The organism is Desmospora activa DSM 45169 (assembly GCF_003046315.1).
GTDB classification, from domain to species: domain Bacteria; phylum Bacillota; class Bacilli; order Thermoactinomycetales; family DSM-45169; genus Desmospora; species Desmospora activa.
In genome coordinates this window covers 293172-315048 of sequence record NZ_PZZP01000001.1, presented here as the reverse complement: position 1 = coordinate 315048, position 21877 = coordinate 293172, and the positions used below count along the sequence as shown (strand labels likewise).

Genomic DNA, 21877 nt, shown 5'->3' with positions numbered 1-21877 from the left:
ACGCAAAAAGTGGCTGATTGCTCATGAAAAACGCGAAGGATTAGCTTGAAAAAAATGATCCACATCAACGTGGATCATTTTTTCGTTTTCACACCCTACTCAAAAATCGATCCAGCGATGAATCGTTCCTCGGACAGGAACGCGTTGGAACTGTCGGTCTTGGGGAACGACATGCATCGGCATCCCATGAACGGGTCGCATCATCAGATTGGGAGAGATTTTGGCGTTGTGAACCGCCGAGAAGCGATACCGTTGGAGCAAGATGGCCAGCACCACCTTCATCTCTTGTGTGGCAAAGTTCCAGCCGATGCACATATGTTCCCCTGCACTAAAGGGTAGATATTCAAAAGGGGTTCGTTTCATCGTGCTCCAGCGTTGCGGTTTAAAGCGATCAGGCTCATCGTAAAGGTCCGGCAAGCGGTGGGTAACCATTTGACTGAAGTAAACATTGGTCCCTTTCGGGATCTCATACCCGCCTAACTCACACGTATCAGCAGTGATACGAACACCGATCCCCGCCGGTGGTAATAAGCGTAAGCTCTCCTTTATCACACTGTCGAGCAATGTTAAGGAAGCAAGCTTTTCCAAGGTGGGATCGCTACCACCCAGTGCCCCATCCAATTCTTCCAGGAGATCCGATAGTATATCTGGATGCTGACTGAGTAAAAAAATGGACCATGTTAACGCATTGGCGGTTGTTTCATGCCCTGCGACATATAACGTAAAAGCATGACCCACCAGCTCATCATCCGTGAGAAAAGAACCATCCTCATCACGCGCTTGAACCAGGGATGCCAATACATCGGTTGCATCGGTTTCCGCTCGTTTTTTTGTAATCATGGACCGAATATGATGATTCAGTTGTTCGGCGATTCGCAATGCGCGGCGATAAGGCGTTCCAGGGAGGTTAATGGGTGCAGCCGTTGCAAATACCAACGACTTCGTCAACCCATCGATCAGCTTACCCATCCGCTCCAATTCCGCTTCATTATACAAGCCAAAGAGCGTTTTCACCGCGATGTATTGGGTCAACTTCTTCATCTCATGATTCAGTTCAACCTCCGCTTGCCCCTGCCAACTGTCACTGATGCGATGGGTTAGTTGCACCATGTCTTCACAATACGCTCGGATCTGTTGCCGATGAAAAGCGGGTTGCATCAGCCTGCGATGTTGCCTGTGCTTCTCTCCCGTCATTAATAAGAGGTTATTAAAATACATTCGTCCCAGTACGGTATCTCTCGGTATCTTGACAAGTGAATCACTCGCCCCAAACCGATCCGGATCGGTGAGAATCTGTTTATTTAGTTCCGGTCCAAAGGCGAACACATGGGAAGGCTTTTTGCTCGATCCCAAAGCGACCACGTTGCCGTAGGTTTGATACAACCAACGGGAATACACCAATGGATTTCGATAAAAACGAACCATATTCATCTGCGCACCGAATATTGATCGTGGACCCGGAATGCTTTTCTGTATGGCCGTGCGATCCCCTTTGATTTCACCCATGTGAACACCCTCTTTTTAATAAAATGAAATGTTTACATCTTTATTATTCATTTTATAGCGAAAGAGCATCAGATGTAAATATCTTTTTGGATGAAATTGATTGATTGGTTACAAATCATTTAGTATAGTATTGCTGAGGTGACAAACATGGATGGATATCAACTCCGCACCGAAAAGAAAAAAGAACAAATCCTAAAAACAACCTTTGAGCTGATCTGTACCTTTGGCGCCAACAAGACAAGTATCGCTGAAGTCGCCAAAAAAGCGAATGTCTCACCGGTTTCCATTTATAACTATTTTGGTAGCAAAGATCAATTGATTCAAAAGTCATTGCTGCGCTTTGTGGAGAAAAAAATCGAGGAATATGAAGCGATCTTGGAGCAAGATATTCCCTTTTCACAAAAGATGGATCAAATCATGTTTGATGGTGGAGAGGCCGCCAAAAATATCGAGCAAGATCTATATCGGGCAAATATCGATGATACCGTGATCCAAGCGTACATCGAAGAATGTTACCAAACAAAAACGATCCCTTTTTTTAAGAAGCTGGTGGACCAAGGAAAAAAAGAGGGCGTAATCGATCCGCACCTTTCGTTGGAATCGGTCTTGCTCTTTATCCAAATGTTTAAAGAGGCATTCGCCCGACCTGGATTTTTTGCCCATGCCACCCCAGCAATGCTGCGCGATATCGAGCACCTGTTATACTATGGCCTGATCGGCAAAGCACAGATGGACCAAAACAATCCTCATTCAGAAGGATGAACCCTGCCATCGGACTATGTTCGAGTATCTCACATGACAAACCCGGCTTCCCTAACAATCAGAAGCCGGGTTGTTCATATAAAAACAAGACACCTAATTACGGGTGTCATTGTTTTTCGCTTAGTTGTTCTTGTAAATCCAACAACCGCCGTTCCAGATCGTTTATACGCCGTAGGAGAGGTAGCCCTGGCGCACCAGACTTTAAACCTACTTTTACTTTTTGTTTGGGATTTTTGATTTGATACAAATAAACAAAGGTATCTATCAATTTAAGCAGATACCTTTGTTTATACCGTCATTTTAGCATGCTGGTTTTAAAACCCGTTAACTTGCGACATAAGTTGGAGAGGATCCGACGCAGCCATCGATTCCATGCCACCATATGTCCAGGAAGAGCGCAGATCGGCACGCCAGCCGTTGTTGGGGAAATAGTTATGGATGATAAAAGCAGGGCCCATGCCTTTGGCCAATATGTTATCCCGTTCGATCCTCAATTCCATCGGCCCGCCGACGTTTCCATTGTCATTGTTGTCTTTCCACACCTCGTATTGCTTGATGCAGGTTTGGTTTTGAAAGTATTTGTTTTCGCAGTTACCCGGTGGGAACCAAACTTGCTTGTGATAGAAGTCGACGTTTGTTCCATTGGGGATGATGATTTCTCCCCACGCCTCCAGGCAGTATGGCTCAGACTGGATGTCCCATTTCACATAATGCTGCTTTCCACCCTCAACCTCAGGCAGGGGCTGCATATTTTCACATTTGACATCTCCAATCTGCTCACGGGTAACACGCTGTTCCAAAAAACCGCTATGATTGCCAAATCCGTCAAGCAAAACCCATTCTCCGTCATCACTCAGTTCAAATTTCTCATAATCTTTCGGTGGCCAATGGTCAGGATCTCCCCATCGAATGTACGACACACCGTCACCCTGAGGCTCCCATGCCCACTGATTGCGCCACGTGTCGGCCCAAAATTGTCCTGCGCTCTGCTCAAACATACGGGAATAATCCCCATAAGTTCCCAACGATTCTGCCTGGGCACTTTCAGCGGAAAAGCCGACCAACAATACGGTTACCACAGAAAGAATCGCCATCGCTTTTATCTTCATTCTGCCAAAAACCTCCTTGTCGTTCCATACCGGCTTCTCTTCTTGTTCACCTGCCGATCCTTCCACCCAAACCAAGCCTCTTGCTTAGGTGTTACTATTCGGGAGTATTTTCCCATTACCGCCAATTTTGAAGCTTCATACTTCCCTTGTCAATGCATGGAGTCTCTTTTTAAACTAGTGAATTATCCCTACTAATACCTTGGAGTTAATCGCATGCATATCAAAAATTCATTCCAACTTACTTTTTATGTATAAAACCAAAACAGAAAACCAATACAAAAGTTAGGAAAAAAGGGGGCGTTAGATGGAATACTTACAAATCCTTTTGCAAACCGTAATCGCTTTTGCCACCATTTTGGTAATCACCATGATCTTAGGGAAGCAACAAATTGCCGAAATGACTTATTTTGAATATGTCAACGGCATCACCTTCGGTTCCATTGCAGGTACCCTTGCTACCGATTTGGATCATAGTATGGGCTACCATTGGGTTGGGTTGGTTGCGTTTGGAGTCTTAACCTTTACGATGTCCTATCTCGCTATGAAAAGCCGAAAAGCGCGAAAGTGGCTGGAAGGAGAGCCCTTGGTCGTCATTTCCGGTGGTAAAGTGATGGAAGACAATATGCGAAAAACCCGCTTTACCATGGGCGAAATCATGCAGTTATTGCGGAAGAAAGAAGTATTTGATCTGTCCCAGGTACAGTTTGGCATCTTGGAAAACGACGGCTCCCTGTCAGTATTGATGAAGCCGGATTACCAACCGACCACTCCAAAGAATATCTTTCAGCCATCTAACGTTCCCCAGCTTCCCATCGAATTGGTGATCGACGGTCAGATCATCCAAGATGGTCTGCAAAAATTGGGACAGTCGGAACAGTGGCTACTTGAGCAGATTCAAAAACAAAAATCCGTCCATTCCATTGAGGAAGTGTTTTACGCCCGCATGGAAACTGACGGAAAGCTAAAAGTGGATTTACGGGACGATGGCAAGAAAAAACATTAAACCTGTCCCCCATGATACAGGGGGACAGGTTTTTTATTACCCTTTCATATCCTCATTTATTTTTTTCAGCTTTTGTTGTGCAGCTTTTGTACGGTATGAAGGATTTTTCCTCTGTTCGGACTCCATTTTTTTTAGTTCAGCAAATAACTTGTTATCGGTGGTGACCTGTATTTGGTATGGCTTAGGAAACTGTTTTTTTAGGCGATCATGATTCTCTTTACGAATGCGTTTAAGGAAAAAGCGATTAAAGTTACTAACCTTCAAACCGACGGAAAGCTCATGATCCACAATCACCGCTGTCGCTTCATCTACCCGTTGATCCTGGCGGACGAGCCGTTTTGCCGTATCCATTCGCTGAAGATCGTCATTCCCTTTTGCAGCGATGGAATGAGGAGCAGCGGGCTGCAATTTTTCCTGTGACTGTTGCGCACAACCGGTCACGATGAAAAAAACGATCATCCCCATACAAAACCACTTCAAGCGATCCACTTCCTCCTTGGCCAAAACTTTTTCCTTTAGTATGTCCCAGGTATAAAATCATCTGTTCAATACCAAAATTTACATTTAGAGGGGTGATTGCATGACCACCTATTCCAAAGTGAAACAAACCCTGGTCAGCCTGCAAGGAGCCAAAGCTACGATGGAGTCATACGCCCAATTGGCCCAAGACGAGGGGACTCGAAAATCCTTCCGTCGAAATGCTGAACGCTTGGATGAAGTTTTGGCAAGACTAAAACGGCGGATTCAATCCATGGAATTTGAAGAACCGCAATACAAAGGATTTTAAATCAAGGGGGGAAGGCAATGCCGGATTGGCTTCAGATCATTTTACGATCACTGGGGGTCATCATCGTATTAGTCGTTTTGATGCGATTGCTGGGCAGAAAGATTGCGGCTAGAATGACCTTTTTTGATGTAGGCTACACCGTCGGCATTGGAGTGATCGCCGCCGTGTTATCGTTAAATCTCGTACACCCCCCGCTGTTGGGATGGATGGCCCTGTTGACATGGGGGTTGACAGGGATCGTTCTCAGTTTTCTCTCTCTTAAAAGCAAAATGGTGCGGGAGTGGATCCATGGACAGGAGAGCGTGGTTATTAAGCATGGGAAGGTGATGGAAGACCAATTAAAAAAAATGCGATACTCTCCCGAGGATCTGCTGCAACAACTGCGAAGCAAACAGATTTTCAACCTGGCTGATGTGGAGTTTGCCGTTATGGAAGCCAATGGAGAGATTAATGCCTTGTTAAAAGCCAATCGGCAACCCCTTAACGCCAAACATCTCGGTGTGGAAACTTCACCGGAAACCGGAACCCAGACTGTGATCATAGATGGAAACATGATGGACGAACCGTTGGCTACCATGGGATTAAATCGGGGATGGCTGCAGACGGAATTGGATAAAATCGGCGTCTCGCCGGAAAATGTTTTTCTGGGACAAGTGGATGCGATGGGAGAGCTATATGTCGATCTGTTTGATGATGCCATCCAAGTACCAAAACCGACCACACGCCAACTCTTATTGGCCACCTTGGAAAAAGCCAAGGCGGATCTGGATTCCTTCTCTTTGGATACCGACAATCCCAAAGCAAAAAAGATGTACCAGCACAGCGCCAAAGAAGTGGCTTCGATCCTTTCCGATGTACGGTCGCTGTTGAAATAAATCCAAGGAGGAAACGAGATGTCCGATAAAAAGAAGAAAAAGTTGACACCGACCCAGCAAGAGTATCAGGCATTTGTAAAAAAGCGGGAGCCACAGCGGCCCATCGTGCGAAACTGCATTTTGGCTTTTTTGTTCGGAGGGGCGATTTGTATGCTTGGCCAGCTGATTTCTCTCTTTTACACCCATTACTTTGATTTCACCGAAAAAACAGCGGGAAATCCCACAGTCGCCACGCTGATTTTTGTGTCGGTCCTGTTAACCGGACTGGGAGTGTACGACCATATTGCGCAATGGGCCGGTGCCGGTACCGCCATCCCGGTTACGGGCTTTGCCAACTCCCTCGCTTCAGCCGCGATTGAACACCGTTCAGAAGGGTTTGTGCTGGGAGTGGGCGGCAACATGTTTAAATTAGCCGGTTCGGTGATTGTATTTGGAACTTTTTCTGCGTTTGTAGTAGCCATCGTAAAGGTGTTGATCTTAAAGGGGATGGGAGGGTTTTAAGTGATTCAGGGACGGACTTGGCTGTTTCATCGTCAACCCGCCATCGTTTCTTCAGCGACGGTCGGAGGCCCGTTTGAAGCGAAAGGCCCCTTAGCCAATGATTTTGATTTACTCCATGAAGACTTATGGCTGGGGCAAGACAGCTTTGAAAAAGCCGAAAAAAAAATGCTGGAACAAGCCTGTGAACGGGCCGTCGATAAAGCGGGATTAAAAAAAGAAGATATTCAGTTTTTGCTGGCAGGCGATCTCATGAATCAGATCATCTCCAGCAGTTTTGCCGCTCGTACCTTGGCTACCCCTTACCTCGGGCTGTTTGGCGCCTGTTCCACCTCGATGGAAAGCCTGGCATTGGGAGCGCTGTTGGTAGACGGGGGTTATGCGCAACGCGTACTGGTGGGAACCTCCAGCCATAACGCCTCTGTAGAAAAGCAATTTCGCTATCCGACGGAATATGGGTCGCAAAAGCCTCCTACTGCCCAATGGACCGTCACCGGCGCCGGGGCTGCGGTCGTCTCAGCGGAGGGAGAAGGGTTAAGCGTTACTGCAGCCACCATCGGCCGGGTAGTCGATATGGGCATCCAAGATCCCTTTAATATGGGAGCAGCAATGGCGCCAGCCGCCGTTGATACGATTGAAGCTCATTTTCGCGATTTGCGTATCTCCCCCTCATCCTATGATCTCATTTTAACTGGGGATTTAGGGGAAATCGGGCACCGCACGGCGGCGGATTTACTGGAGAAGCACGGGCTAAAACTGCCGCAAGATCGCTTTGGCGATTGCGGTTTAATGATTTACGACAAAAATCAGCCGGTCCAAGCCGGAGCCAGCGGCTGTGCCTGTTCCGCCTGTGTCACCTATGGACATGTATTGAATCGGATGCGCAAAGGTGAATTGCATAAAGTGCTAATTATCGCTACGGGAGCTTTACTTTCTCCCCTTAGTTTTCAACAAAAAGAGAGTATCCCCTGTATTGCCCATGCTGTCGCGATTGAATCAAAGGAAGGAGAATCCACATGATCTTCTTATGGGCGTTTGTAGTAGGCGGTTTATTTTGTGTGATTGGTCAGCTCTTGATGGACGGACTGCGGCTGACGCCAGCCCACACCGTCAGCTCAATGGTGGTGGCCGGGGCGATCTTGAGTGGGCTCGGTCTGTATGAACCGCTGATCGACTTTGCCGGAGCAGGAGCCAGTGTTCCCATCACCAGCTTTGGCAATCAACTAGTCCACGGCGCGATGGCTGAAGCGGAACAACACGGCCTCGTCGGGGTGATCACCGGCATTTTTGAAGTAACCAGTGCCGGCATCTCCTCCGCCATCGTATTTAGCTTTTTGGCGGCATTAATTTTTAAACCAAAGGGGTAATGCCTCTATTTTAAGGATCGGTGAGTTTTTATGGTCTACGTTTTAAAAGTAATCACCTTATTTACCTTGGCCATTACCGTTTTACGTTTTATGGGGAAATCAACGCTGGCACAAGTCACTCCACACGATCTGATGGCGATTGTGATTATTGCGGCGTTAGCCACCAATCCCATCCTGGTGGATGATTACGTCAAAACAGTGCTGGCGATAATCCTGGTGGCTGTGATCCATATTCTCTTCGCCAAACTAACCCTGTATAAATGGGTCAATCGGCTCATCCTCGGGGAACCTACCATTTTAGTTAAACACGGCAAAATCATTAAGCAAAACCTGCGTCGCTGTGAAATCTCTCTCACAGAATTACTAGCGGATATCCGAGCCAAGGGATATCCGGATATCCGTGAGGTACAGTATGCCATTCTCGAACCGACAGGCACCATCAGCATCTTGCCGCGGGATGACCTATATCCAGCAACACCAAAGGATTTAAAGATCGAAGTTCCTTATCGGGGATTGGCCCTTTCTCTTGTCGTCGATGGACGAATCCAAAAGCAGAACCTTAAACTGATCGGAAAAAGCAACTACTGGTTGCAAGAAGAATTAAAAAAGAAAGGATATCACAATGTGAACAACGTGATGTATGCTGCAACCCGAGACCATGAGCCAAATATCTTCGTCGACAATGGAGCCGGGCGCTAAACAAAAAAATCCGGGTAGGGTCTCCCCGCCCGGATTCGTGGTTATTGATTGTATTGCGGCTCTTCAGACATTACCTGTTGTTCGCGTGTTTTCAACTGTTGTACAATGGAATCCATGTTTTGCGCCAGTTGATTGTACACCTGTTTTGCCTGTTGATTATCCGTATCCAATGCAAAGGTTTTCAGGCTTGCCGCCACACTTTCCGCACTGGCAATCGTTTGCTTAATTTTTGTTCCAACCGTCATTGAGTTAACCCCTTTCTCACTTTGTATGATTCAAGCAGTATCATGTACATACTGGCAGAAAATATTCATGGACTATTCCAGTAAGCCGAATTGAAGATATTCGGGGAGATGAATTTGGCCTGTTACAGACAGATGATGATCCCGTTGATATCGCTTAACGGCTGATTCCAACGTACGCCCAAAGATGCCATCAAAGGGACCTTGATAATAACCGGCGGTTCCTAGCCGATTTTGGACCAACATCACCAATGTACCCCGGTCCCCTTTTACGAGCGGTTTGAACTTCCAATCTTCTCGACCGAAAATAGGCCCTTCGATGTGAACGGTCGCTCCCACCGGAATCCGCTGATACAGTTGTTCAACATCGGGATTTAACATACGAATACAGCCATGGCTGGCATCGCGACCGATCGAAGCCGGCCGGTTTGTACCGTGTATCCCATACATGCCCCAAGGAACATTTAGACCGAGCCAACGGGTGCCAAAGCCACCTCCCCAGCCCTTCGATTTTTTGATGATCTTCCACTTTCCGATCGGCGTAGGAAACTGTTCCCTTCCCGTTGCAATCGGGAAAGCTTCCAGAATCCGATCTCCTTCCACGATATAGAGCCTTCGTTGCCATAAATCAATTTTTACCCATCGATCTTTCTCAATATCGGGTTTACCAAGAGCATGCACTGGAACAATCGCAAATAACAAATAGGCAAATGCCGCCCATCCCACTAGCCATCGTTTCATCCTTTCCACCTCCTTCTCATGATCGTGGTTTTTTGTTTTTTCTATACCAGTCGGCCAGCAGTATTTTTTCCCATACCGTTATTCCACCAATAGGTATACTTGTATGTAGAGGCCATTCTCTTTTGAGGAGAATACTAAAACCCCCTCTCAAGTGAGAGGGGATGAGATTGAACGAAGGAGACCCGAGTCCCGATTATCAGGGTTTGTTATTAATCTGAGGGGCAAAATGAAAGGATTTATCGCCTTTTCACCGGTCAGTTTGATTTTTACGCCGATCCGTTCCCGTCAGGATCAAGCTTAACAACAAACCGGCTCCGCCGAGAAAGAAGACCATTGTTGCGGCAATTGCACTATATGTTTCACCGGTGGCAAATCTTGTGATCAGACCGGTAAACAGGCTGAAAAGGAGAAGCCCCACTGCCAATGCATAAAAAGCTGCCCGTATTTTGTTCATACCAAATCGTTTGCGCGTCTCTCTTGTCAATACGCTGTAAGTGAATAGCGTTCCGCCTGCTACGACGAAAATGCCGCTCCCGATCACTTCATTTCCAGACAGATTCATAAAATACAACATCGCAGAAGTAAAGAGCCCAAATAATATCAGCAACACTCCTGCAACAGTTCCAGCGGTAGAAATACGTGCCGTCATCGTCGAATAAACCGCTTGCTTCGCCGTATCCTGTCCCCGTTTACGCATATCCTCCACCAATCCGCTCAAATCCCCCATTGAGATGACAGCCTCTTTAAAAGCTTGCTCCCCTTCCATGCCCCGCGCATGATAGTCCGCAATTTTTTCTTTCATATTGGTCGCAAGCTCTTCTTTGAGATCAAACAGCTGCTGTGTTTCTCCAACCCCGGAAAACAGATTGTCAATGTACGCTTTTACTTTGCCGTCGATCGGTTTATTTTTTTTCATCCTCTAACCCTCCCTTAATCAAACGATCCAACACCTCTTTGGCAAAGTCCCAACCTTGTCTACGCTCTTCATATTGTTTCTTTCCTTCATCAGTAATACGGTAATATTTGCGTCTGCCCCCCTGTGTTTCATCGCCCCAATAGGAGAAGATATAACCCTCCTTCTCCAAACGGCGAAAAGCGGTATACAAGGTGGCTTCCTTCAATTCATACTGATTACCGCTTAAAGCGATGATGGTTTTGTATATCTCGTATCCATAGCTGTCACCTTGACGCAGGATGTTTAAAATCACCGTATCGGTATGACCGCGGATCAAATCGGTTGAAATCGTGGAACTCATCATACCCCCCCTTCCACAATACATCCTACACCATATTACTATGTATGTCAAAGTAATATGGTGATTAAAAATATCGGCTAGTGGGCGTTATGGATGATCGACGATTTTTCTGGGAGTCGTGCTTGAAGTTCATATCCTGATACAACATGAGTGTAAGTAGAATTAAATATTGTATAGTAGACACAAAGGCACGACGATGAGGTGGTAAAGTGGAGTGGAATAAAGAAAATCCAGAACAATGCAAAGTGGTTGTCGCTCTCGATGCAGTCGTCGGTAAATGGAAGCCTCTTATTCTCCTCCATCTATTGAGTAAAGGAACATTGCGATACAATGAAATAAAAAGATTAATTCCGGATGTTACACAAAGGGTGCTTACCCTACATCTACGTCAACTAGAAGAGCAGGGGATTGTAAAGCGAGTCGTCTACCGCCAAGTGCCACCAAAAGTGGAATATTCATTAACCGAACATGGCCAAACATTAAAGCCGGTTTTGGAAGCCATGCATGCATGGGGCCTTTCCCATCTAGAGCATTTGGAAAACTTCAAGAACACTCAATCGGAGTAACACAGGACTGATTTCCAACGAAATCAGCTTAAAATTTAGAACAAAGCCCTGACGCTTTTCAGCGCAGGGCTTTGTTCGGTTATCAAAGACAGACTTTATTATCGAAACCCTTTAGTATACTTTTTTATCCTATCCCACTTTTATGTGCGTACTTAATAAAAGTGGGATATTGAATTTATAATGATGGGGCAACGTCATCTAGGAGGTTTTTTAATATGAATATTAGAAAATATCGTGATATACGGAAGTAAACTCAAAACTAAAATATCCGTGTGCAAAAACATTATGAAAAATCAGTGGAGGGATAAACATGTCAAAAAGAACATTGTTCAAAAACGGAATGGTGATTACTCTTGACAATACAATTGGCGACTTTAAGCGAGCGGACGTCTTAATCGAAGGAAATAAAATTGTAGCGATACAACCCGATCTATCCATAGACGATTGTGAGATCATTGACGCGGAAAACCAGATTGTGTTGCCCGGTTTTGTCGATACCCATCGCCACACCTGGGAATCCCTGATCCGCAACATCGGGGCTGATTGGTCGTTGAATACTTACTTACAAAATATATACTTCGGAAATATCGGCAGCCGCTTACGTCCGCTTGACGGATATATCGGCAATTGGATCGGGTCATTGGAAGCACTGGAAGCGGGTGTAACCACCATTTTGGACTGGTCGATGATCGAGTCACCGGAACATGCGGATGAATGGATTCGGGGATTGCAGGAAGCGGGAATCCGGGCTGTGTTTGCATATGGTATTTCTGGAGATGGTGAGTATTGGAACCGAGAGAGTAAACTGCGCCACCCCGAAGATAGCAAACGGGTCAAGCAGCAGTATTTTTCCTCTACCGATCAATTGCTTACCATGGGATTGGCGATTCGCGGACCTGAATTTAGCCACTGGGAAGCAGCCGTATCCGATATTCAGTTGGCACGGGAGTTAGATATCATCTGTTCCATGCATTTGGGCTTTGGAACATGGGGTTCAGTCGATCGATCGATTGAAAAGCTGCACAAAGCCGGTCTATTAGGACCCGATCTTAACTTTGTCCACGCCAATACCATCCATTACGACGAGTTTAAGATGATTGCCGCTTCAGGTGCGTCGATATCCGTCACACCAGAAGTGGAAATGATGATGGGACATGGCTATCCGGCTACCGGTTTATTTCTGGAACAAGGAGGAAGGCCCACGATCGGTGTCGATGTCGTGACATCGACGGGCGGTGATCTGTTTGCTCAGATGAAGTTCACCCTGCAGGCGGAACGCTCCCGCATCAACGAACAGCTTCTAAAAGAGGGAAAAATGCCGGAACAACTGGCGCTCTCCGCGCGGGATGTCCTGGAATTTGCCACGATTGACGGCGCGCGTGCGTTAGGTTTGGATCACAAGATCGGCTCATTAACACCAGGGAAAGAAGCGGATATCGTGATGATCGATCTGACGCATTTAAACCTGTTCCCCCTCAATGACCCCGTAGGTGCGGTGGTACAATGCGCAAATACCCATAATGTCGATTCGGTGTTTGTGGCTGGAAAAGCGATCAAACGGAGAGGAAAGATGTTGGATATCGATATGAATCGACTCCATCAACGGGCCGCAGAATCCCGTAACCATCTCTTAACCGAAGCGCCTGTTGGATATCAGACAAACAAATAATCAATCTACTACAAAAAACAGGTTGATCCAAAAGGGCACTTCAGTACCCTTTTGGATCAACCCCTTTTCACAACAACTCGCCTCAGCTTACTGCTGATTTGTGATACACGATAGAACACACGTTTACAAAGAAGGGTTTCAACATTTGTCATTCAAAGCATCCCCTCGAACTGCACTCGTTCGTTCTTATAAAGTACCAGCCACTTTCACTCGAATTCGAACGGCGTTACCGGGGAGGTAAGCCAATGGAATATCCTCCATATCGACAATGGCGACAGTTTCCGGATCCGCTCCGGCCTGAACCGCGTCCTGTATCGCCGTTTTTTTGGCATATTCCATTGCTTCCTCTCTGCTCTGTTTATCCAAGGCAAAGACGCGATCCACTTGTCCACTTACTTGGCCGATGGCGGCACCGATGGCATTAGCCACATCGTAGTCACCATGGCGGATCACCTCTGATACCCCTTCCAATCGATCCGGCAATAAAATACTGCCACCACCTACCAAAATAGCCGGCACCGGAGCGGCACTCGTTTTCATCCGGTCAATCGCCTCTTCTACTGTTGCCACCATCTGCTGATACGCCTGTTCGCACCAGCGGATATCCGCTGTAACCAGCTGTGAATCTGCCCACTCTACCCGCCCTAAGGCGACGGCCACATCGGTGGCGGTCCAGGTATCACCACCAGAAACACGTGCGTTGGGATATAGACGGTAACCAACGCTATCCGGCCCCAATACAATCGATCCCAACTCTCCCCGGACCACCGTTCCACCACCCGGTAACTTACCATGATGGCCCCCTTATTTTGTAATCGTTCTTCGTTTGGATCACTTTTGTTCATCTGGACACAGATATCTTTTGCCTCCTTGCCCATTCTACCGAAAAAAAATCTAGTCAGGCCTCTTTTTCTTGAAAAATGGAAATACTATCGATATAACTTTTCAAAGGAAAAACCAAGATTGTTCCTTCATCATTGGTAATGTTCCCGATTGCAATGGTGTGTGTTATACCGAAGTGGGAGATGGAGTGTCGAAGGAAAAACCACCGTTGCTACGGGTTACTTATAATCGCGAAAGTTAAAAAGATCAAGGAGGGTAACTCATGGGTTATTACAAGAGTTCCAAAAGCTTTCCCCTCGCCATCGTTTTGGTGACCGCCTTGATTACCGGTGTTGTCAGTTCCATCTTAACCCTAACCATTTCCCCCGCTTTTACCGGAGAAGGGATCTTCTCTAGGAATCATTCCAGCACGAATTCCAACCAACCCGCAGAAACCGTAGACACGCAACCGGTTAGCGTCGATGTAAACAGTGATGTGACCAAGGCAGTGGAAAAAGCGTTGCCTGCGGTGGTTGGTGTGATCAATGTTCAAGACAGCGGAGATCCTTTTAGCCCTCAAGAGCAAGATCGCGGAAGTGGCTCCGGTATCGTCTATGCCAAAGAAAATGGAAAAGCCTTGATTGTAACCAATCACCATGTTATCGCTGGAGCAAATGAGGTTCGTATTGTGCTCTCTGATGACAAAAATGAAAAAACCGTCACAGCCAATGTGTTGGGTAGCGATGAGGCGACTGATCTAGCGGTTTTAGAAATCCCCGATGACGGGGTAGGGGCTGTAGCCGAATGGGGAAACTCCGACACCATTAAAGCCGGAGAACCTGCGATTGCGATCGGCAATCCCATTGGGATGCAGTTTTACCAATCGGTTACCTCTGGGATCATCAGTTCTCCCAAACGACAAATCTCCATTTCCAGCAATCAAACGATGGACGTGATCCAAACGGATGCTGCCATCAACCCCGGTAACAGCGGTGGAGCCCTGGTCAACGGTGCCGGTCAAGTGATCGGGATCAACAGCATGAAGGTCGCACAAACGGGGGTTGAGGGAATCGGATTTGCTATCCCCATTAATGAAGCCAAACCGATTATCCAAGATCTGATCCAACACGGCAAAGTACAGCGGCCATTTATGGGAATCGCAATGCGGGATCTGGATACCATTTCTGAAAGTGATCGAGAATCAAAGCTAAACCTCCCCACTTCCGTTACCCAGGGGGTTGTGCTGCTAGAAGTATCGTCCGGAAGTAGTGCCGCCAAAGCAGGGCTGAATCGTCTCGATGTCATCGTGGAGCTGGATGGAAAGAAAGTGCAGAGCGCAGCTGATGTCCAATCCTACCTGTGGAAGGAAAAAGAGGTGAGAGACAACATCAAAATCTCGTACTACCGTGACGGCAGTAAGAAAACTGCCTCCACCGAACTGCAGGAAAGATAAGTATCCCTAAAAATGGGTTCCCTCGTATCGAGGGAGCCCATTTTTTGCAGAGCGTCGGTTTGTCGACAGTCTTTTGATATCAAACCAATCGGTTTGATCTCTTCTTCACCGCTCGACGGCGGCCGCCAGCTTTACCGTCACTGTCGTCCCATTCTCAGGAATGCTTGCTACCGAGATCTGACCGCGGTGTTCATCCACAATCCATTTGGCGATGCTCAAGCCTAAACCGGTTCCGCCATGTGCACGACTTCGTGCCTTATCCCCACGGTAAAAGCGCTCAAAAATTTTGGGCAGATCTTTTGCAGCGATCCCTGTACCAGTATCCGTTACTTCAATCGTAAGGGTGTTTCCCTTTTTTGCACAGGAGAGTTGAACCGTTCCCCCACTAGGTGTGTAAGTAATCGCGTTATCCAACAAAATAACGAGTAACTGATGAATTCTTTCCCGATCCCCGTAGCACCATAAATTCGATTCAATCCGGGTATGGAAGGAGAGATCTGCCAGTGCCGCCAATTCGGTAAAGTGTTGGGATACTTCCTCTGCCAGTTCATCCAACCGAAACCGCTTGCGTTCGATTTGCAGTTGGTCGGAATCACTACGGGCCAATGTAAGTAAGTCGGCCACCAGTTTTCGCATGCGGCGGGTTTCGCGATAGATGGTAGAGATATCATCGCTGTTTTCCCGAATCAATTGCTCAGGGTTTTTCAGCATCAGCTCCGTCCTCATCTGAATGACGGAAAGCGGTGTCCGCAATTCATGGGAAGCGTCCGCCACAAATTGCTGTTGGGCTTCCCAGGAGCGGCGGATGGGTACCAATGCCCGTCGAGCCAGGGTATATCCCGCCACCACGGCCACGATCGCCGCCAGGATACAACCGATGACGATGTTGGTGCGCATCGCTTGCAAGGTCATCATTTCAGCGTCGATATTGCGGAGGGCTTGGACGGTCCAGGTACCGCTGGTGGTTTCAACGGAAATAGCCAAGGAACGAAAAGTAAACCCTTCAACTTGAAGGGTGTGCACTTTTCCATCAGCTTTTTGCGGATACAGCTGTTCAATTTTCTCCAAAAACGCAGCCGGCATACGACTGTAGACCACGCCGTGCTCCTCATCCCAGATGATTTTGCCGATGAGCGGGTCCAAGGTTTTATCCGCAGCCAGATCCACTCCCAGCATGCGCGCTTCCTCTAATTGCGCTTGCAACAACAGAGCGCGATCAATTTTATCGTATGATTGCTTCTCCATATACCAATAAAAAGAAGCCCCGAAAATACTGATAATCAGCAAAAAGACAGCGGCATTTTGCAGGGTTAACATCAGCTGTGTTTTACGAAACATCACACGTCTTCCTTTAACATATAGCCCACACCTCGGATGGTATGAATCATTCCACTCACACCGTGTTTGGACAATTTTTTGCGCAGGTAATGAACATACAATTCCACAATGGAGAGGGATGTAACCGCATCAAAGCCCCATACCCGGTCATACAATTGCTCACGGGTTAAAATCTGCTCCGCATTTTGCAGCAAATACTCCAACATCGAAAACTCTTTTACCGTCAGCTGCAGCGGGGAACCGTCAACATACCCCTCCTGCTCCTTTAAGCGCAATTGAATCGGTCCGTATTGTAAGAGGCCCTCCTGCTTAAGGCTACCCTTGCGGCGCAGAAGGGCGCGTACCCGGGCCAGCAACTCCGGCATGGCAAAAGGTTTTACCAGGTAATCGTCAGCCCCTCGCTCCAACCCGGTCACCCTGTCCTCCACACTGTCCCTGGCGGTCAACAATAAAACCGGAACCTCGATGTTCTGTTTGCGTAAAGCGGTTAAAATATCCAAACCATCGATTTCCGGCAGCATAATATCGAGAACGATACAATCAACAATATCCTGCTCAGCCAAATACAACCCTTCATCCCCGGATGTCGCCGTCTCCACCTCAAATTCCGTCGCCAATATCCGTTGTAGCGATTCCAATAGGGGACGATCATCCTCGATAATTAAAATTTTCATCCCAATCCCCCTCCACCAAGGGAGCTGTTATTTTATTGATACCGAAAGTGTCGATCAAATTCAAGCACAAAGGAATGCAATCCTAGGGTATCGACTCTTTCTTGGTATTTTCTTAGAATGACCACAAAAAAATCCCCTTTATAGAGAGGGGGCAGATAGATGACAAACCTTGATCACGGGAGGAGGGGAGCGATTTCCGGTGTAGCGACCTTTGCACTAAAGTACAAGTCTCGCTATAGTCACTTCGTTCCTTAGTCTCGCACTGCCGACTACCCAGCGGAGTCTCCGTAGACCCCAACCGTTAGCGGCCACATATGCTTTTCTTTTGGCCGCTGGTTGGGGACGGAGGAGATGGAGCGGACAGCCCCACATCCTTGAAATGGAAAGTGGAGCGAAACGGAAATCGGGACCCGGGCCCACTTTGTCATCAAGCTGATCCTTCGTATAGAGGGGGATTTACGCCGCTCGTTGTGATTCGGCCGACGGATGTTTTCTGATTCCTAGAGAAATGACGATCCCAGCGAATGCGGCGGCCACAAAGCAGCCGAACAAAAATGATGATCCTGCGGTAATGGCGATAAGCGCGGAAGCGATCATGCTGCCGAAGTAGCGGAAGGTGGAAAAGATCCCTGAAGCGATGCCCGATTTTTCCTGTTCCACCGCATCCAAAGAGGAAAGTTGCATCGCCCCCATCCCGATACCACAACCAACCCCAGCCACGACCAAGGAAACAACCACCAGGGAGAGTGAGCCCATCGGGATAACCACCCAAAGCAAAACGGCAGCAATGGTCGTCAATACAAAGGAGGTGATTACCATCGGCCTTTTTCCCAGCCGATCCGTTAAGTAGCCACCCAATGGGGAAATGAGCGTCATCGACAGAGTAAGTGCAACCAAGACATAGCCGATTTGGCTCTCATCCATCTGAAATTGACTCTCCAACAACAATGGCATCGCCAATAAAATTCCGTACATCACAAAATTGCTGCATAGGATCGAGAGATTTGCACTAACAAACGGAAGGCGTTTAAACAGCGCAAAATCGATCAGTGGCTCCGATATCCGTCTCTCGTGCCGAGTAAATAGAACAGCGGAGATGAGCAAACCCAACACCATCAACAGTGAGACAAAGCCACTCTGTCCTTTGAAAAGCAGAATCAAAAGCGTAAACCCCACCGCCAGATAGACCGATCCCAGGAGATCCAAAGGAACGCGATCCTTCCGAGCAGTAGCGGGTAGTGCCCAGATACAGGCGAGGATCGAAAAGACTAAAAAGGGAACATTGACCCAAAACATCGATTGCCAGCCCCAGGTACCGATTAAGAGGGAACCAATCAGAGGACCAGCAGCCGCCCCAAGACCCGCTGTCAATCCAAACGTCCCCATTACGGTCCCTAAACGCTCCCGTGGAACCGTAAAGCGGATCAGAGCAATCGCATTTGGTGTCATTAATGCCCCACCCAATGCCTGCACACCCCGAAACACAATCAACCACAGCGGATGAAACGAGAATGCACAGGCGATGGATGCGACTAAAAAACAGACTAAACCTGCCATCAAAACCTTTCCGTTGCCATAAATATCCCCCAGTTTACCGGCGATCGGCTGCGTCACAGCCATCACGATCAAATAAACCGTTACCACCCAGGAGATTTGTGACAGGCTTTCCCCAAAGGTGGAGGCAATCGCAGACAGACCGACGGCGATGATGGTTGAATTGACTGGAACCAACATTGATGCCGCCAAGATGGCGGCAATCATTGTCCATTCCTTACCTGTCAGTTTCAACGACGCTCCTCCCGTCTTACTGCTACTGTGGCAGCCGCTTCATTTAGAACCGCCTCTACCACCGTGACGGTGCCGTGGGTACCATCAACCATCACCTTATCGCCATCTTGCAGCCTTTGCGTCGCCACTTTTGTTCCCAACACCGCCGGCAGGCCGTATTCTCGGGCGATAATGCCGGTGTGGGAGAGAACACCGCCTCCGTCAGTCACCACCGCCCCCGCCGTAGCAAAGAGGGTCATCCATGTCGGGGTAGTCGTTTTACAAACCAAAACTTCCCCCTCTTGCAACTTCCCAAACTCCGCCGGACCCTGGATCACTTTTACCACACCGGTGTAAGTTCCGCTCGATGCGGCGTTACCTACAATCAAATCATCTGTACTTTTCACTTCGATCGAGCCAAAAAGCTCCTTCATCATCGGGTTCTCTTTTAATGCCGCCGGTATTTCACCAAAGTAGGAGGGAAGAGATCGATGTTGATTTTGGTGATGCTCTTCTTTTCGCCTCTCTACCTCTTCTACCATCGATTGTGGTTTTTGCAAGCAATCGAGCAGTTCATCCCAATACAGATACAGGATATCTTGCGGAGCGGCCAACACCCTGTGCCGAACCAGTGTCTTTCCGACATTGAGCAAAAAGAGATGGGAGTACGCCGGTAGCATCGCATCGATATAAAAATGATGGTCATCTCGGACGCAGGCGGCATCCAACGCCCACTGATGCAACTGCATAAACCGTTGCTTTCCTTCCCCTTCCGGTATCCTGCGCAACACTTCCTCTACCCGAGCTTGGCGCTTCTCCACTCCCTGTTGAAACTCTGCGTCAAAATCATAATCCCTCTCCACATAGCTGGCGATCGCTCTCATGGCATGGGTTGGGTTTTCCACCCAGGTTTCACTGATGCGATGATCATGGATGGGACGATAGCCATAAACCGAGAGAAAATCTTTGACAGCGGCCAGAAAGGATTCACCCTGTGCAGAGTTGGAAAGGAGCGACCACAACTTCTCCGGTTCATTCTCGCGGAAAAGCGCGTATAATTCAGGTTCCGCCTTTACCTGTTCAGCCAGTTTGCACAGCTCTCGCTCCGTTTCCAGGAACTTATTCATCGTCCCTGTCAATAATTCGTGGACTGCGGTTGTATCTTCTTCTCCCAACAGTTCCTGGTAAGTTTTCGCCAAAGCCATATTGAGGGCACCCTGTGGTATAACGACTTCAAAATGGACCTGCCACGCTTTCTTGTGAAATTCATATAGCTCCTGCACCTTCTTCCATGCTTCCTCCAATGCGAGCGGGTTGTGCGCTTCTTCTTCAAAGCGGCGGTATTGCGGGAGCAGATGGGTGTTGATCGCATCCATCATCCGTTGCTGCAAATGGGGAAACAAAGGGGCCATCTTTTTATACTGTTCCGCCATCATTTTTTCCATATCCATTTCCTCTGCCCCTGGTGGCGGGCTCATGAAAGTGTAAACATGACCCTTGTACAATTTCATTTTCATCGGCATCGGTTGATTTTCCGCTTGCATGGCCACTGGCACGATTGGAATGAGGAAAGAAGCATCCAAAGGGGTAAGCGCCCCCGTCAGATTGTCAAACTGAACCCAGCATCCATCCTGTCTCTCCGCTTCTCCCAGTGTGATCGACTGTTGAAATTCAGAGAGGGGCTTTGCAGTTAAACCAGTGATTGGACGCGCCTGCAACAGATAGATTTGACCATCTTTAAGGGCAAACTCCACATCGACAGCATGTCCGTATAATTCCTCTATCCTTTGTGTCAACTGCACCAATGCAAAAATCGGTTCCTCCTCCAGGCAAAATCGGTCCCGATCCTCCAACGGAGTCGCTAGCGTTTTCGTTCCCCTAACATCCGGATGGATTTCTACTTCTTTACTACCTAATTCTTTCGCGATCGTTGTTCCATCCTCTTTCCTTACCGTCCACAGATCGGGGGAGACCACACCAGAAACGATCCCTTCCCCCAAGCCATAACTGGCATTGATCATCATTTCCTCAGCGTTATTGGAAACCGGATTGGTGCTAAATATAACACCAGACACATCTGATTTTACCAACCCTTGAACGATGACACCCATCGGCAATACAGTGGTATCCATCTCCATCTGCTGTAGATATTGTACAACCGCTGGAGCAAACATCGACGCCCAACATGCCTTTAATTTCTCCTGCAATTCTGCAAAGGTACGGATATGGAGAAAGGTTTCATACTGTCCCGCAAACGAAGCTCCTTCTAAATCTTCCGCTTCAGAAGAGGAGCGAACAGCGACAGAACCGTAAGTATCCAGCAACGGTTGAAAAGCGTTTTCCAACTCTGTTTGCACTTCTAATGGAATCTGAAGTGTTGAAAGTTTTTGACCCCATTCCTCCGTATTCTCAAAGCAGAGCTCGTTTTCTTCTAATACCCGGAGGAAGGCATCCATCGTTACAACAAATCCAGCCGGAACCGGAAAACCATGCTCAACCAAAAACGAGAGATTTTCTGCTTTTGCCCCTACTTTTGCATCAGTCTGACCGATGTCACCAAAGGATACGGTGTACACAACAAACAACCCCTTTTTTGTATCCAGCTTTTTTATATATCCTTACTGCTAGTGGGTACTAACTATCAGTAAGGACGGAAAAGAGCGAACCTTTTTTATCGAAACGGAACAAACCATCCGAAAAAACATTCACAGATGGACGTTTCACTTTAATATCAGGCTCGCTC

General features: G+C 47.6%; 23 protein-coding genes. 11 read left to right on the top strand and 12 right to left on the bottom strand.

Features of this window, described 5'->3' with window-relative positions; translation table 11 throughout:
• Positions 1-99: 99 nt before the first annotated feature.
• A complete protein-coding gene (locus C8J48_RS01595; RefSeq protein WP_107724643.1) occupies positions 100-1506 on the bottom strand; it encodes a cytochrome P450 in 1407 nt (468 codons plus the stop codon).
• Positions 1507-1653: 147 nt separating this feature from the next.
• Here C8J48_RS01595 and C8J48_RS01590 point away from each other — a divergent pair, with 147 nt between their 5' ends.
• Positions 1654-2268: a TetR/AcrR family transcriptional regulator gene (locus C8J48_RS01590; RefSeq protein ID WP_107724642.1), complete on the top strand. Its 615-nt coding sequence runs from the start codon at positions 1654-1656 to the stop codon at positions 2266-2268.
• 314 nt (positions 2269-2582) lie between these two features.
• Here the strand turns inward: C8J48_RS01590 and C8J48_RS01585 are convergent, their stop codons facing one another.
• Positions 2583-3443, bottom strand: coding sequence for a hypothetical protein (locus C8J48_RS01585; protein ID WP_107724641.1), 861 nt, complete (start codon positions 3441-3443; stop codon positions 2583-2585).
• Positions 3444-3681: 238 nt separating this feature from the next.
• Here C8J48_RS01585 and C8J48_RS01580 point away from each other — a divergent pair, with 238 nt between their 5' ends.
• Positions 3682-4380: a DUF421 domain-containing protein gene (locus C8J48_RS01580; RefSeq protein WP_107724640.1), complete on the top strand. Its 699-nt coding sequence runs from the start codon at positions 3682-3684 to the stop codon at positions 4378-4380.
• Positions 4381-4416: 36 nt separating this feature from the next.
• On the opposite strand, the gene C8J48_RS01575 is transcribed toward C8J48_RS01580, so the two are convergent.
• Positions 4417-4860: a YhcN/YlaJ family sporulation lipoprotein gene (locus C8J48_RS01575; RefSeq protein WP_146160432.1), complete on the bottom strand. Its 444-nt coding sequence runs from the start codon at positions 4858-4860 to the stop codon at positions 4417-4419.
• 100 nt (positions 4861-4960) lie between these two features.
• Here C8J48_RS01575 and C8J48_RS01570 point away from each other — a divergent pair, with 100 nt between their 5' ends.
• From C8J48_RS01570 to C8J48_RS01545, 6 genes are read left to right on the top strand one after another with little or no spacing between them, the layout of a single operon-like run.
• Positions 4961-5167: a DUF1657 domain-containing protein gene (locus C8J48_RS01570; RefSeq protein ID WP_107724638.1), complete on the top strand. Its 207-nt coding sequence runs from the start codon at positions 4961-4963 to the stop codon at positions 5165-5167.
• 17 nt (positions 5168-5184) lie between these two features.
• On the top strand, positions 5185-6042 hold the full coding sequence (locus C8J48_RS01565; RefSeq protein WP_107724637.1) for a DUF421 domain-containing protein: 858 nt from the start codon (positions 5185-5187) through the stop codon (positions 6040-6042).
• 18 nt (positions 6043-6060) lie between these two features.
• The gene (spoVAC, locus tag C8J48_RS01560) at positions 6061-6543 is read left to right on the top strand and encodes a stage V sporulation protein AC (protein ID WP_107724636.1); all 483 of its coding nucleotides are present in this window, start codon (positions 6061-6063) and stop codon (positions 6541-6543) included.
• Entirely contained in the window at positions 6544-7560 is a 1017-nt protein-coding gene (spoVAD, locus tag C8J48_RS01555; protein WP_107724635.1) for a stage V sporulation protein AD, read from the top strand.
• Positions 7557-7907 carry a stage V sporulation protein AE gene (spoVAE, locus tag C8J48_RS01550; protein ID WP_107724634.1) on the top strand — a complete coding sequence of 117 codons (351 nt, stop codon included), beginning with the start codon at positions 7557-7559 and terminating at the stop codon, positions 7905-7907. Before spoVAD ends, spoVAE begins: the two co-directional genes overlap by 4 nt.
• Positions 7908-7937: 30 nt before the next feature.
• Positions 7938-8606: a DUF421 domain-containing protein gene (locus tag C8J48_RS01545; protein WP_107724633.1), complete on the top strand. Its 669-nt coding sequence runs from the start codon at positions 7938-7940 to the stop codon at positions 8604-8606.
• Between the two features lie 41 nt (positions 8607-8647).
• On the opposite strand, the gene C8J48_RS01540 is transcribed toward C8J48_RS01545, so the two are convergent.
• The 4 genes from C8J48_RS01540 to C8J48_RS01525 all read right to left on the bottom strand — a co-directional run bounded on the left by C8J48_RS01540 (position 8648) and on the right by C8J48_RS01525 (position 10845).
• Entirely contained in the window at positions 8648-8851 is a 204-nt protein-coding gene (locus tag C8J48_RS01540) for a DUF1657 domain-containing protein (RefSeq protein WP_107724632.1), read from the bottom strand.
• A gap of 72 nt (positions 8852-8923) precedes the next feature.
• Positions 8924-9589 carry a L,D-transpeptidase family protein gene (locus C8J48_RS01535; protein WP_107724631.1) on the bottom strand — a complete coding sequence of 222 codons (666 nt, stop codon included), beginning with the start codon at positions 9587-9589 and terminating at the stop codon, positions 8924-8926.
• Between the two features lie 247 nt (positions 9590-9836).
• Positions 9837-10505, bottom strand: a complete 669-nt coding sequence (locus tag C8J48_RS01530; RefSeq protein ID WP_107724630.1) for a permease prefix domain 1-containing protein — start codon at positions 10503-10505, stop codon at positions 9837-9839.
• Entirely contained in the window at positions 10492-10845 is a 354-nt protein-coding gene (locus C8J48_RS01525; protein ID WP_107724629.1) for a PadR family transcriptional regulator, read from the bottom strand. Before C8J48_RS01525 ends, C8J48_RS01530 begins: the two co-directional genes overlap by 14 nt.
• 209 nt (positions 10846-11054) lie before the next feature.
• Between C8J48_RS01525 and C8J48_RS01520 the strand changes: the two genes are divergently transcribed.
• Positions 11055-11411, top strand: a complete 357-nt coding sequence (locus C8J48_RS01520; protein ID WP_107724628.1) for a winged helix-turn-helix transcriptional regulator — start codon at positions 11055-11057, stop codon at positions 11409-11411.
• 310 nt (positions 11412-11721) lie between these two features.
• Positions 11722-13080, top strand: a complete 1359-nt coding sequence (locus tag C8J48_RS01515; protein ID WP_107724627.1) for an amidohydrolase family protein — start codon at positions 11722-11724, stop codon at positions 13078-13080.
• A gap of 186 nt (positions 13081-13266) precedes the next feature.
• Here C8J48_RS01515 and C8J48_RS01510 read toward each other — a convergent pair whose 3' ends face one another.
• Positions 13267-13848: a hypothetical protein gene (locus C8J48_RS01510; RefSeq protein ID WP_107724626.1), complete on the bottom strand. Its 582-nt coding sequence runs from the start codon at positions 13846-13848 to the stop codon at positions 13267-13269.
• 337 nt (positions 13849-14185) lie between these two features.
• Here C8J48_RS01510 and C8J48_RS01505 point away from each other — a divergent pair, with 337 nt between their 5' ends.
• A complete protein-coding gene (locus C8J48_RS01505) occupies positions 14186-15355 on the top strand; it encodes a S1C family serine protease (RefSeq protein WP_107724625.1) in 1170 nt (389 codons plus the stop codon).
• A 105-nt stretch (positions 15356-15460) separates the two neighbouring features.
• Here C8J48_RS01505 and C8J48_RS01500 read toward each other — a convergent pair whose 3' ends face one another.
• The 4 genes from C8J48_RS01500 to C8J48_RS01485 form a co-directional block, all read right to left on the bottom strand.
• The gene (locus C8J48_RS01500) at positions 15461-16693 is read right to left on the bottom strand and encodes a sensor histidine kinase (protein ID WP_107724624.1); all 1233 of its coding nucleotides are present in this window, start codon (positions 16691-16693) and stop codon (positions 15461-15463) included.
• Positions 16693-17367: a response regulator transcription factor gene (locus tag C8J48_RS01495; protein ID WP_107724623.1), complete on the bottom strand. Its 675-nt coding sequence runs from the start codon at positions 17365-17367 to the stop codon at positions 16693-16695. Before C8J48_RS01495 ends, C8J48_RS01500 begins: the two co-directional genes overlap by 1 nt.
• A 456-nt stretch (positions 17368-17823) precedes the next feature.
• Positions 17824-19155: an MFS transporter gene (locus tag C8J48_RS01490; protein WP_107724622.1), complete on the bottom strand. Its 1332-nt coding sequence runs from the start codon at positions 19153-19155 to the stop codon at positions 17824-17826.
• Positions 19152-21710 carry a PEP/pyruvate-binding domain-containing protein gene (locus C8J48_RS01485; RefSeq protein ID WP_146160431.1) on the bottom strand — a complete coding sequence of 853 codons (2559 nt, stop codon included), beginning with the start codon at positions 21708-21710 and terminating at the stop codon, positions 19152-19154. The genes C8J48_RS01490 and C8J48_RS01485 overlap by 4 nt, the downstream gene beginning before the upstream one ends.
• Positions 21711-21877 lie beyond the last annotated feature (167 nt).